This window comes from Clostridium aciditolerans (assembly GCF_016316925.1).
GTDB classification, from domain to species: Bacteria; Bacillota; Clostridia; order Clostridiales; family Clostridiaceae; genus Clostridium_AM; species Clostridium_AM aciditolerans.
Genome location: NZ_JAEEGB010000007.1, coordinates 29,484 through 42,018, shown reverse-complemented (window position 1 = coordinate 42,018; position 12,535 = coordinate 29,484). Strand labels below are relative to the sequence as shown.

Annotated in this window: 12 protein-coding genes; 7 read left to right on the top strand and 5 right to left on the bottom strand. The window is 30.7% G+C overall.

Going from position 1 to position 12,535, the window contains the following annotated elements; all coding sequences use genetic code 11:
* The first annotated feature begins 159 nt into the window (after positions 1-159).
* Complete coding sequence (locus tag I6U51_RS07415; RefSeq protein ID WP_211142044.1) at positions 160-597, top strand: GatB/YqeY domain-containing protein; 438 nt, start codon at positions 160-162, stop codon at positions 595-597.
* A gap of 337 nt (positions 598-934) precedes the next feature.
* Entirely contained in the window at positions 935-1,228 is a 294-nt protein-coding gene (locus I6U51_RS07410; RefSeq protein WP_211142043.1) for a hypothetical protein, read from the top strand.
* Between the two features lie 38 nt (positions 1,229-1,266).
* Here I6U51_RS07410 and I6U51_RS07405 read toward each other — a convergent pair whose 3' ends face one another.
* Positions 1,267-1,548 (bottom strand): DUF503 domain-containing protein, encoded by a 282-nt coding sequence (locus I6U51_RS07405; protein WP_211142042.1) that lies wholly within the window; start codon positions 1,546-1,548, stop codon positions 1,267-1,269.
* Positions 1,549-1,656: 108 nt separating this feature from the next.
* Here I6U51_RS07405 and I6U51_RS07400 point away from each other — a divergent pair, with 108 nt between their 5' ends.
* Positions 1,657-2,283, top strand: a complete 627-nt coding sequence (locus I6U51_RS07400) for a hypothetical protein (RefSeq protein ID WP_211142041.1) — start codon at positions 1,657-1,659, stop codon at positions 2,281-2,283.
* Between the two features lie 165 nt (positions 2,284-2,448).
* Here I6U51_RS07400 and I6U51_RS07395 read toward each other — a convergent pair whose 3' ends face one another.
* Positions 2,449-3,357, bottom strand: a complete 909-nt coding sequence (locus tag I6U51_RS07395) for an anti-sigma factor domain-containing protein (RefSeq protein WP_425489754.1) — start codon at positions 3,355-3,357, stop codon at positions 2,449-2,451.
* Complete coding sequence (locus tag I6U51_RS07390) at positions 3,347-4,033, bottom strand: sigma factor (protein WP_211142039.1); 687 nt, start codon at positions 4,031-4,033, stop codon at positions 3,347-3,349. The genes I6U51_RS07395 and I6U51_RS07390 overlap by 11 nt, the downstream gene beginning before the upstream one ends.
* A gap of 364 nt (positions 4,034-4,397) precedes the next feature.
* Between I6U51_RS07390 and I6U51_RS07385 the strand changes: the two genes are divergently transcribed.
* The gene (locus I6U51_RS07385; RefSeq protein ID WP_211142038.1) at positions 4,398-5,495 is read left to right on the top strand and encodes a DUF5667 domain-containing protein; all 1,098 of its coding nucleotides are present in this window, start codon (positions 4,398-4,400) and stop codon (positions 5,493-5,495) included.
* 159 nt (positions 5,496-5,654) lie between these two features.
* Here the strand turns inward: I6U51_RS07385 and I6U51_RS07380 are convergent, their stop codons facing one another.
* Both I6U51_RS07380 and I6U51_RS07375 read right to left on the bottom strand, forming a co-directional pair.
* Positions 5,655-6,488: a methyl-accepting chemotaxis protein gene (locus I6U51_RS07380; protein WP_211142037.1), complete on the bottom strand. Its 834-nt coding sequence runs from the start codon at positions 6,486-6,488 to the stop codon at positions 5,655-5,657.
* A 247-nt stretch (positions 6,489-6,735) separates the two neighbouring features.
* The gene (locus tag I6U51_RS07375) at positions 6,736-7,989 is read right to left on the bottom strand and encodes an Nramp family divalent metal transporter (RefSeq protein WP_246517171.1); all 1,254 of its coding nucleotides are present in this window, start codon (positions 7,987-7,989) and stop codon (positions 6,736-6,738) included.
* A gap of 296 nt (positions 7,990-8,285) precedes the next feature.
* On the opposite strand from I6U51_RS07375, the gene mntR reads away from it, so the two are divergent.
* The 3 genes from mntR (at position 8,286) to I6U51_RS07360 (ending at position 12,262) form a co-directional block, all read left to right on the top strand.
* A complete protein-coding gene (mntR, locus tag I6U51_RS07370; protein ID WP_211142190.1) occupies positions 8,286-8,768 on the top strand; it encodes a transcriptional regulator MntR in 483 nt (160 codons plus the stop codon).
* A 173-nt stretch (positions 8,769-8,941) separates the two neighbouring features.
* Complete coding sequence (locus I6U51_RS07365) at positions 8,942-9,223, top strand: hypothetical protein (protein ID WP_211142035.1); 282 nt, start codon at positions 8,942-8,944, stop codon at positions 9,221-9,223.
* Positions 9,224-9,541: 318 nt separating this feature from the next.
* Positions 9,542-12,262: a molybdopterin-dependent aldehyde oxidoreductase gene (locus I6U51_RS07360; protein ID WP_211142034.1), complete on the top strand. Its 2,721-nt coding sequence runs from the start codon at positions 9,542-9,544 to the stop codon at positions 12,260-12,262.
* Positions 12,263-12,535: the final 273 nt, after the last annotated feature.

Below are 12,535 nucleotides of genomic sequence, written 5' to 3'. Positions count from 1 at the left end.
AGTTATGAACTGTAGTTAAATGTATATTTAATTACAGTTTTTTCTTTAATATATAAGAAACTTTGATTTTGTTTATAATATTGGTATAATTTAAATATGCAAATTATTCTAGAGAAAAGAGGTGACTAGTTAGTATATAAAGTTTACTAACTAAATATTATGTTAAAAGAATTATTAAAAAAAGATGAAATAGCAGCAATGAAGGCAAAAGAAAAAGCAAAGGTAAGTGTTTTAAGATTAGTGAGCGCTGATATCAAATCCTTCGAAGTTAATGAAAGACAGGACATTTCTGATGAAGGTGTTATAAAAATAATAGAAAAAAATATAAAACAAATAAAAGAAGCCTTAGAGTATGCTAAACAATTAAACAATGAAGAAAAAATAGCAGAAGGAAATTATGCTCTTGAAGTTTTAGCTCCATATCTTCCAAAACAATTAAGTGAAGAAGACGTAGAGGGAATGATAAAAGAAATTATAACTAATGGAAGCTATACAGCAGCAGATATGGGAAAAATAATGAAAGAAATTATGCCAAAAGTTGCTGGTAAATTTGATAGATCAAAAATTAATCCTATGGTAAAAAAATTACTAGGATAATATAAGTGCCAGCCAGGTGATAAGTGACTTAATTTGTTACTTGTCACCTGGCTGTATTTATTTGATTTCAATAAAAGATACTCTATAAGTTATCCTTCAAAATTGTTAACAGTACAGAAGAGATACTCCTATGAATACCGCTAATAAGGCAAACTCTCAGTTTAGATATCTATAGTGAGTTCCGTGCCACGCTGATCAATTTTATTTAAATAGCATCAGATAAATCTTTATACAATATATAATAATACCTAATTGAGCTGCATATATACTTATAGGGGTAATTCTCAAAGAATCGCTTGATAGGAACTAGCAATTCATATAAAAGGAGAAGGGGGATATGGATTTATTACAATTTACTACTGCAGCTTTAATAGTAGAATCACTATGGGAAACTACGAAGATGTTTTGGCAAAATGGTAAGTTTAGCTATGACAAATTAGGAGCAGTGTTATTTGGAGAACTTGTGGCTATTGGAGCAGGTATAGATTTTATGGCTGCAGTTAATCTGCCTATAAAGATACCTTACCTTGGTATGATTCTTACAGGGATTCTTATATCTAGAGGATCGAATTTTATGCATGATATTTTAGGAAATATGAATAATATCCATCAAAAAAACAAAGTGAGATAAATTTAATAAAAATAAATCNNGATTTATTTTTATTAAATTTACAATAATTCTGTTTCGATATCTTGAATTACAGCATCAGTATTTTCTTCTATAAAGTTAAGTACGTTTTGCAGCATGCTATCTGCATGTCTTTTATCAGTACTGACACAAGCAATGCCTATAGCAATAGATTGATGTAAATCGTTGTCATCAACCTCAGCTATGGAAACATTGAATTTATTTTTGGTCTTATCTATAATACTTTTTACTACCATCCTTTTTTCTTTTAGTGAATGAACCCAATTTGCAAATAGATATATTCTAGCCGTACCAATAATCAAATGAATCACTTCCTTTAGTTATTATTATATCCAATTTCCATAAAGCATAAAATAGACATCTGTGGAAAGTATAATAGTTATTACAAAGTGTTTTAAAGGAGCGATTTAATGATTAGAATATTTACAGATTGGCCTGAACAGTTGATCTCTTCCATTTCTATAATAATTGGTGCCATAGTTGGAGGGGTATTTAGTTGGATTATAACTAAAAAATCAACAGATAGAACTATAGAAGTTCAAAACAAAATTTTTGAAGATAACAGAAAGTATACAGAAAAAATTAGAGTAAGAAGAAGTAGGGAATATGCAAATATCATAAGATTAGATATTTGCACAGCATTATTTAATAGTATCAGAATATTAAAAAGTATTAAGAACAAATTTGATATAGATGTATATCCTATACCAATGGATAGAGATTACTCTATCGATGTTGCATATTTAAAAAGTCAATTTCAATTAAGGGAGCTTAGCTATATTTATCAATTATATGGGATAATAGAAAAGTTAAATAAGGATACAAATAAATTTAGATACTTTAATGAAGAAGATTATAATAACGTTAAAATGGGATGTCAGATGTTTTTGAAAAAATTATATGGAGACAATCTTAATAATATACTAGAGTTTGATATAGAAGAGGTTAGTTATGAAGAACTCTATGATAATGAATTGATTAAAGCTGGATATAAAGAGGTATTGAGAAAATTAGATAATATTTGTAATACAGAATGATATAATAAGTACATAATTTCAATAAGGATAAAATTATTAACAGTACAGAAGAGGTATTCCTATAAATACCGTTAATAAGGCTCTGATATCTATAATATAATTAAATTATATAGTTGAAAAATTAAGAACTTTTGAAAACTGTTTTATTTTCAAAAGTTCTTAATTTTACTTTTCTTTGTTTTTATTACCTTTATCGTGGTTATCATGCTTATCATTTTTATCTTCATTGTCTTCATTGTCATAGCCATGCTTGTTGTATTTATCAAGCTTTTTATTTGATTTTTCAAAGTCAGAGTCATCGGTATATTTTTTGTTGTTTCCTAAACCATTATTATTTTTATTTTTGATGTCATTGGCATTATCTGATGCCTTATAATTTTTATTAGAATTTGAATTATTTTTGTCAGTACTTGAGTTATTTTTATCTGAGTTTGATTTGTTTATATTTGAATTATTATTTTTAGGTGAAATATTATTAGTGCTTTTATTAGTCTTATTAAATACAGTAGTTCCGTTGTTGTCAATTTTTGCATTAAGGTTATTCTCTGATAGTTTTTTTTCAAGGCTTGGTAAATCAATTTCTTTTCCAGTTATATTTACTGCAATTGTTTTATCAGCATTAATGTAGTTGTCATTTATATATTTATCTTCTTTAGCTTGGTTCACTACCATTACCAAGGCATCATCTATTTGTGTATTCTTAGTTTTTATTTCTTTTAAAATTTTCTCTCCATCAGAATTCAATGCTTGAGAGGACAATACTCTGTTCCATCTGTTTAATTTGAACTCAATAGAGGGGTTTATACTAATGGTAACTGTAGAAACAGGAGTATAATAAGCATAAGCTTCTCCCCCTAAGCTTAGTACGAAAAATATTAAACAAGCTGCTGTAATATATTTAAACTTTTTTATGTATATAAAAGGAGTGCTATAAACTTTTCCATTGTATTCTCCGCCTACAACAGGTAAAGCCTTGCTTTTATCAATTTTAATTTTTAGGAATTCACCGTCGGGAGTCATTATATAAGCAGCATTTTCTTTAATCTCCATAACTAGTCCATTTTTAATATTCATTACCTTCACCTACCTTTATATTTAAATAAGACCTTATATAAGCATATTCTTTATTAGAAAAAATTAAAATTAAAGCAAGGATGTATCGTCTCCATTTTTCAATGAGTTTTCTATTTGAATTTGTCAGAAGACAAATTTGTTTTACAGGAAGCATTTTTGATTTATGTATATATTCTAAAATAGAAGGTTCATTTGAGCAAATAAAGGCTAAATTCAGAAGGTTATTCTTTGTATCCTTATGTGTAGGAGATGATTTAGCAAGAACATCAAAGGATAAACCATATTTTTTTAATTCATTATTAAATAGCTTTATTTCTTCGAGCCTTCTAATATTTTCTTGTTCAATTTCATAATTAGTCATGGAATTTTTAGCATCTATATATTCAATTTGACTGTTCTCACCATCAAAAGTTAAATAGGGGTTATTTGAATTCTTCCTAAAATAATCTATAAGTGCATTTTTTATAAGAACCTTAGAGTAACTAAAAAAGTTTCCTTTATCTTCAACATAAGATTCACAGGCATTGTTAAAGGCGATTAATGCTACACTGAGTTCATCATCATTTTCCCACTGCAGATTCTTTTTGCAGATATTAGCGGCAACACTATATATAAATTTTTTACTTTTCTCTATAAAATCATTTCTGTTATTATTCAAGTCGTTTTTTAGTATCATCTAACCACCTCACTATATATTACGGTATAATAGGTAAATTTTATGGGGGTATATAAAAAATAATTCCACTGAAGAATTTTTTACAGGTGCCTACCTAAAACAGGGAGATGCCCCGTATAAATCTATGAAAACTATAATTGATAAATAGGCAAGTTGAGCTACTTTTGCAATAATATATAAGAATTTTTAATGGTACCCTTGTAAAATAATAGATACTCACGTAAATGTAAATGCAAAGATTTATCAGATTATAGTTAGTTTAACTGTTTTTATAATAATATTAAAAAAAGAATTATGGTACCCCTATAAAATAGGAAATACTACCGTAAATATGCATGAGAGGATTTTAAAGGAGGAATTTACTATGAAAAAAATAGCATTATTTGTAGCAGCAATGGCTGTATCTCTAAGCATTACTGGAAAGGCCTTTGCAGAGGGAGAAACTGCAAGTTATAAAGAAAGCGCTGGAATAACTCCAGACAACGCAATCCTATATCCAATAGATAAGGCAATAGATAATTTAAAAATAAATATTGCAAGAGGAGATGAAAGTAAGGCAGAGGCGCTAACTGATGTAGCTTTAGAAAGGCTAGGAGAAAGCGAAGTTATGGCTGATAAAGAAAAAACAGAGCTTTCTACAGAAGCATTAAAGGACTATAGTAACAAAATAAATGAAGCACAGGAAAAAGTAGAGGATGCAGTAGATAAAACATCTGTAGATAATGAAGCAGATAAGGAAAAGTTAGCAAAGCTTGAAAGCCTTGAAACAAAAATAACTGAGCAGCAGAAAAAATCAATAGAAGTTTTAAAGAGATTAGAAAGTAAGCTTCCTGAAAAAGCAAAAGAAACAATATCCATGGTTATTGAAATGCAAACAGCTAAGAAAGAGGCTATAGTTGCAGTATTTAATGAAAGAAAAGTGTTAGTAGAAAACAAGCAAGCTGTAAAGAATGCAGAAAAGAAATTAGATGAAGCTAAAAAATTAGGAGATGAGCAAGCTATTAAAGCTGCAGAAGATACTTTAAAAGAAAAACAAGAAGCATATAATGTTCAAAAGGATAAGTTTAAGCAATTAGTTGCTGAGAAGAAAGAAGTAATGAAGAGTGGAGTAGGAAAATTAAAGAAAGCTGCTAAGGAAGATGATAAAAAGAATAGCAGTACAGAAACAGAATCTCAAAGTAAAGATTCAACGGCACAAGCTGGACAGCAGCAACAAGAAACAAGTACTACTACACCAAACAGTACAACTACCACTGAAACAAGCAGTGTTTCAAATGAAACTCAAACACAAAGTACTTCTACTGTAGGTAAATCAAACAAAAGTAAAATTGAACTAAAAGAAAAAGATGAAGATAATGATTCACAAGGAAAAGATGAAAAAAATGATTCAAAAGAAAAGAAAGGTAAAGATGCTAAAGAACATAAACCAGAAAAAGGAAATAAAGGACATGGAGAAGACTAAAATTAATTAAAGCTTAAAACATTTCTTAATATAAACTATTTTATATCTTCAAATTATGTTCAACTAAACTCTAATTGGAGTTTAATTGAACATAACAGAGAGGCTTTGGACCTCGAATAAATTAATGGCAATGATGAAAATATCATTGCCATTAATTTATCAATATGATTTTGCTATGTTTTCAAGTATTTGGGCGCTAGCGGAAAGTTCCTGAAGCAATGCATTTATCTCTTGAAAGGAGGATGCTTGCTTATTAAAGGTATCATTTATATCGGCTATGTTCTCAGAAACATTTGAAACAGAGCTTTGAATTTTTTTAAGTACCTGATCTATTTTTTTTATAGATTCTGCACTAGATGTTGAAAGCTTTCTTATTTCTTGTGCTACAACATTGAAGCCTCTGCCAGATTCTCCAGCTCTTGCAGCTTCTATTGAAGCATTCAAACCTAATAAATTAGTTTGATTGGCTACATTTCTTACAAAACTTATTATTTCATCGGTGTTTTTTACTTCTTCATTAGTCTCTTGAACATTTTTTGTTATTTTAGTATTGGAATCAGCCATAACCTGAACGCCTTCAGATAAGTTATTAGTAGTTTCACTTATTTTATGGAGCGCTGCAGCAAGAGATTTTGATAAATCAGATATTTGATAACTTCTATCTAAATTTTTAACTATAGAAATTGTACCAATGGCAGTTCCGCTGCCATCTATCACTGGAATGGACATTGACTGAACTTCCATTCCAAAGGCCTCTTTAGGAATTCTTCTGCTAAAAACTTTTTTAGTCTTTATAGCTTGATAATCAGAGCCATCCTTTGAAATAAAATCACCAGATTTTACATTTAAGTTAAACTTTTCATTGCCTCGTATTTCTAAGTACTTTTCAGTATCCGATATTGACAATAAAACATCCTCACTAAAAAAGTTTTCAAGATAAGGAGCAAGTACACTATAGGCGTTAAAAAGCTCATTGTCATAGTTGTTTCTCAATTTAGTTTCCCCCCATACAAGAATAAAAATAAAATTTATAAATAATTATCAATATTTTCGAAACTATTTTAATTATATCATTAAAAAAACAAATTTAAATGATATAATTGTTAATTTTAGAAAATTTATGGTTACATACATCATGAACAATTTAACAGCGTAAAGGCTTATCTGATAAAGTTCTTTTTAGTATCAGATAAGCCTCATTTGTATTTCTGCATAAGTAATTTTTAGTTAAGTTGATCAGTTAAACTTTACCTGAAAAGGTAAGTATTAAGAGAACAATATTTAAAATAATAATAGTAGATGCGATTATCCAACCGATTATTTTTGTTGATGTAGTATTAACAAAGCTTCCCATTAAATCCTTTTTGCTACTTATAATCATTAGTGGAATTATAGCAGCAGGAAGCGCAAAGCTCAGTACGACCTGGCTTAATACTAGGGCCTTCATTGGATTGATACCGAGTAAAATAATAATCATTCCTGGTGCCATAGTTATGATTCTTCTTATGTTAATATTAATTTTTAAGTCTACAAAACCATCTAAAAGGCTTTCGCCAGCCATAGCTCCAACTGCAGATGAAGATAGACCAGATGCTAAAAGAGCCATTCCAAAAGCTCCACTAGATAAAGTTCCAAGTAGAGGTTGAAGAGATCTATGAGCTTGTTCAATTGAGTCAACAGCTATTCCCTGTTTATAAAATACTGCTGCTGATACTACTACCATTGCTGCGTTTACGAGAAATGCAATATTCATAGCTATAAAGATATCTATTTTTTCCATTTTAAAGTGCTGAAGTTTTTCTCTAAGTGTATTATTCGTGTTCCTAGGCTGAACTAATGCAGAGTGAAGATAAATAACATGCGGCATAACGGTTGCACCTAGCATGCCTACTGCTATCAATAAGGCATCACCATTTGGAATGGACGGCATTATAGTATGAGATGCCACAGAAGACCATTCAGGCTTTGCGAGAAAAACCTCTAAAGTGTATGCAGCGCATATTACTGCTACTAGTACTGTAATAACAATTTCTACTGCTCTTTGTCCGTATTTTTGCATATTTACGATTAAAAAAGTTAGAAAGATTGTAGCTATACCTGCATATACCAGATCAACATTAAATAGAAGGTATAATCCTAAAGTGGCCCCTAAAAACTCAGCTAAAGTTGTAGCCATGGCAGTAATGCAAGAAATACCCCACAGAAACCAATTAACTCTTTTAGAAAAAACCTGCCTGCACATTTGAGAGAGATTAAATCCTGTTGCAATGCCTAATTTTGCTGATAAAGTTTGAAGAAATATAGCCATTATATTACTCCAAAGTATTACCCATATTAAATTATAGTTGAAGATAGAACCACCAGCTATATTCGTTGCAAAATTACCAGGATCTACATAGGCAACACTTACGACAAATGCTGGACCTAAATATTTTAAAAGATTTTTGATTTTTCCAAGCACACCTATGCTATAGCTACTATTTACTATTATCATTTTCTTTAATTCTGTATCTTCATACATATACTAAACCTCCAATAGAACATAAAATTTATTAGCTTAATTAATGTTAACTAACTTAAATTTACAATTTATCTATAAATTAAATTGTCTGCTGACTTAAATATTAATGGCACTTAAGATAATTAAAGGCAATTAACATTTTTAGTCCAAACTAACTTTTCTAATTTTAGGATATGTATTTATAAAATAAATGTGATGAAATAGTTCTATTTTATATTTTTAATGCATATATTTGTACATGAAATAATATGAACAGAGCAGGTGAAGAAATGGATAATGAAGACTTTTTTACCTTTAGTGAATATATGAAAAAAGAGTATGATACTTTAACTGCATCTATGGAAGATTATTTAGAGATGATTTACAGACTTTCTGAACAGATAGGATTTACACGGATTCATGATCTAGCTAAATCTTTAAACGTGCAGCCTCCGTCAGCAACAAAAATGGTGCAAAAGCTATCAGAATTCAAATTCGTCAATTATGAAAAGTATGGAATAATAATACTAACAGAAGAAGGGAAAAAAATGGGGAAGTATCTGCTTAGTAGACACAATATTATTGAAGGGTTTTTTAAGGTTTTAGGCATATCTGATGGGTTATTAGAGCAAACAGAAAAAGTTGAACACACGATAAGCAATGAAACAGTAGAATACTTCAGAGATTTTATAGCTTTTATACAAGAACGACCAGACATAATTAGTGATTTCGATATGTTCAGAAAAAATGTGAAAAAAAACGAAGAACTTTAATAAAAAATTCATAAATTATTAATACTTTATAAAGTGATATTTAATACTATTTGCTTTAATTGTATGATATAATATTTTTATATTAATCTTGAACTAAAAAATTTATGTATTATAATAGAATACAAAATATTAAGTTTAAGATAAGTTAAAGAAAAGAAATGAGGTTTGTAATCATGGACTTTATAAACAGAAATTTATCAGGAATGTTTAAAACAATAATTATAATAGCAGCAGTACTTATATTTATCAGAATAGTTCCTTGGCTTATAGTAGTAGGAATTGTTGGTTGGGGAGGAATCAAATTAGTAAAGTACATTAAATCATATAAGAACATAAAAACAAGTAAAAGAGAAAAAGTTGATAATAAAAGCAAAGCCTATGAACAAGAAAATTATTATGATTTTTCAAATAAAAATGTTGTAGATGTGGAATATGAAGAAGTTAAAAGCAATTAGAAATAATTAAGATAAGGAAGCTCAAAATATATGAGCTTCCTTTATTTTTTATAATTTGTTCGAAAAATGAGCAACAATTTTGATAAAAGTAAAAAAATACAAGTTTGTAGAGTGAATTTTACAATATTGATTAAAAAACGAACACTAACTCAATGCGGTTTTGTTAGAAAAACGAACAAAAAATAATTTTATATATTGAGAATGGCTTAGTTCCATATTCTTACTGTTGGCACGTATATTGCTAAACAATTTATATAGGTAGCTTGAGTTATATTAAAATTTATAATATAACAATTAAATAAAAATGGGGGTATTTTAATGTTAAAGAAAACTTTAATTATTAATGGTATCAGTAGAACTGTTATTGCTAATCCGGAAATGACTTTGGCAGAGGTTTTAAGAAAACAAATGCTTCTTACAGGTACTAAGGTTGGTTGCGGTAAAGGTGAATGTGGGGCTTGTTCCGTAATAATGGATGGGAAAGTTGTAAGATCTTGTATTGTAAGAATGAAAAGGGTTCCAGATGAAGCAGAAATAATTACTATTGAAGGTGTGGGGACTAAAGACAACCTTCATCCACTACAATTAGCATGGATGATTCATGGAGCTGCACAGTGTGGATTCTGTTCTCCAGGGTTTATAGTATCTGCTAAAGCTTTGCTTGATGAAAATATAAATCCAACTAGAGAAGATGTAAGAAACTGGTTCCAAAAAAACAGAAATGTATGTAGATGTACAGGATATAAGCCATTAGTAGATGCAGTTATGGATGCAGCAAGGCTAATGAGAGGGGAAATAAAGAAAGAAGACTTATGGTATAAGCTGCCTGAAGGAGCAAGTGTTTTAGGTTCAAAGGTTGTTCGTCCATCTGCAGTAGCAAAGGTAACAGGAACCTGGGATTTTGGAGCAGATTTAGGATTAAAACTTCCAGAGGATACATTACACATAAAATTGGTACAGGCTAAAGTTTCACATGCTAATATTCTCTCAATAGATACATCGGAAGCAGAGAATATGCCTGGAGTTTATAAAGTTATAACATATAAAGACGTTCCAGGAACCAACAGAATAAATGGATTGGCATTCCCTTCAAATAAAGGTGATGGTCTAGATAGACCAATATTAAATGATAAAAAGATTTTCCAATTTGGTGATGCTATAGCTATGGTACTTGCAGATACTCCATTCCAAGCAGAAGCTGCTGCAGAAAAAGTTAAAGTACAATTAGAAGAACTTCCAGCATATATGAGTGCACCAGCAGCTATGGCTGAAGATGCTATAGAAATTCATCCAGGAACTCCGAATATATATTTTGAGACAACAATAGCTAAAGGTAATGACACTAAAGATTTAATGAATAAATTAGATTATGTAGTTGAAGATAATTTTTATGTAGGAAGACAGCCGCATCTTCCAATAGAACCAGATGTAGGCTTTGCTTATTTCAATGAAAATGGAAAACTAGTTATACATTCAAAAAGTGTAGCACTTCATTTCCATTCACTTATGATAGCAGATGGTATCGGAATGCCAGCACAGGATGTTCTTATAGTTCAAAATCCTACAGGCGGTACTTTTGGATATAAGTTCAGCCCTACTATAGAAGCTTTACTTGGTGTAGCTGCAATAGTAACAAAGAAACCAGTATACCTTGAATTCAATATGTATCAGCAGATAACTTATACAGGAAAGAGATCACCTTTCTTTATGAACGTCAAGTTTGGAGGCGACAAGAACGGAAAGCTTGTTGCAATGGAAAGTGATTGGTCAGTGGATCATGGTCCATACTCAGAGTTCGGTGACCTACTTACTATGAGGGGTACGCAATTTATAGGAGCTGGGTATGATATAGCAAATATAAGAGGAGAAGGAAGGACTGTTTGTACTAACCATGCTTGGGGCTCAGCCTTCAGAGGATACGGTTCACCACAGAGTCTTTTTGCTTCAGAAGTTTTGATAGATGAATTAGCTGAAAAGGCAGGAATAGACCCACTTGAAATTAGATATCAAAATGTATATAGAGAAGGCTCAACTACGCCTACTGGTTGTGACCCAGATGTTATTTGTTTACCAACTATGATAGAAAAGTTACGTCCATTATACAAAGATGCAAAGAAAAAAGCTGAAGATAAAAACAAAAATAGTGGAGATAAAAAATATGGAGTAGGAGTTTCATTACTTCTTTATGGCTCAGGTCTTGATGGTGCAGACTCTTCAGAAGCTTGGGCAGAAGTGACTCCAACAGGAATAGTTATTGGTAACTCATGGGAAGACCATGGACAGGGTGCTGACATGGGAACTTTAAGTATAGCTTATGAAACTTTAAGACCACTAGGAATTAAGCTTGAACAAATAAAATTAGTTATGAACGATATGGAAAAAACCCCAAACAGCGGACCAGCTGGTGGAAGCCGTTCTAACGTATTAACTGGTAATGCTACAAGAGTTGCCTGTGAAAATCTATTATCTGCTATGAAAAAAGCTGATGGAACTTATAGGACTTATGATGAAATGATAGCAGAAAATATACCAGTAAAAGTTGATGGAAAGTGGACAGCACCTTGTACCGCTTGTGATGTAGCAAATGGGCAAGGTAATCCATTCCCATGTTACATGTATGGGGTACTCATGGCAGAAGTAGAGGTAGATACTACTACTGGAAAAGTTAAAGTAGAAAAGCTCACTATAGTTGCTGATGTAGGAACTGTAGTAAATAAATTAGTAGTGGATGGTCAAATATATGGAGGATTAGTTCAAGGTATTGGTTTAGCATTAAGTGAGGACTTTGAAGACTTAAAAAAACACACTACACTTACAGGTTGCGGTATACCTCAAATTAAGGATGTACCTGATAATATAGAAATAATTTATCAGGAAACTCCAAGACCATATGGACCATATGGTGCTTCAGGAGCAGGAGAAATGCCTCTTTCAGCACCACATGCAGCAATAGTTAATGCAATATACAATGCTTGTGGAGCGCGTATAACTAAATTACCAGCACTTCCAGAAAAAGTTTTAGCAGCACTTAAAAAGTAGACATATAAATAAGCAACATTTAATTTATAAAATAAAAATAATACGACACAAAATTTTTATCAGAGGACAATTGACAGAGGACAGAGGACAGTGAAGGTAAGTTTTCTTCCTTATGTCAGAAAACTAATTTACTTTTTTAGGCTTGTTTTGCTAATGCAAAACATCGCTAATTTATATAAATTAAAGATTTTTCGTAGTGTAGCGGAGAAAAATCCTCCTTCACTGTTCTCTGTCAATTGTCCTTTGTCCTCTGAAAAATTTTGTGTCGCAAAA

Excerpts from the sequence above, each read along its gene's own strand:
- I6U51_RS07390 (WP_211142039.1), bottom strand. The coding sequence starts at position 4,033 with ATGATACTAAAAAACGACTTGAATAATAACAGAAATGATTTTATAGAG.
- I6U51_RS07360 (WP_211142034.1), top strand. The coding sequence starts at position 9,542 with ATGTTAAAGAAAACTTTAATTATTAATGGTATCAGTAGAACTGTTATT.
- I6U51_RS07365 (WP_211142035.1), top strand. The coding sequence starts at position 8,942 with ATGGACTTTATAAACAGAAATTTATCAGGAATGTTTAAAACAATAATT.
- I6U51_RS07385 (WP_211142038.1), top strand. The coding sequence starts at position 4,398 with ATGAAAAAAATAGCATTATTTGTAGCAGCAATGGCTGTATCTCTAAGC.
- I6U51_RS07375 (WP_246517171.1), bottom strand. The coding sequence starts at position 7,989 with ATGATAATAGTAAATAGTAGCTATAGCATAGGTGTGCTTGGAAAAATC.
- I6U51_RS07410 (WP_211142043.1), top strand. The coding sequence starts at position 935 with ATGGATTTATTACAATTTACTACTGCAGCTTTAATAGTAGAATCACTA.
- I6U51_RS07415 (WP_211142044.1), top strand. The coding sequence starts at position 160 with ATGTTAAAAGAATTATTAAAAAAAGATGAAATAGCAGCAATGAAGGCA.
- I6U51_RS07400 (WP_211142041.1), top strand. The coding sequence starts at position 1,657 with ATGATTAGAATATTTACAGATTGGCCTGAACAGTTGATCTCTTCCATT.
- mntR (WP_211142190.1), top strand. The coding sequence starts at position 8,286 with ATGGATAATGAAGACTTTTTTACCTTTAGTGAATATATGAAAAAAGAG.
- I6U51_RS07395 (WP_425489754.1), bottom strand. The coding sequence starts at position 3,357 with ATGAATATTAAAAATGGACTAGTTATGGAGATTAAAGAAAATGCTGCT.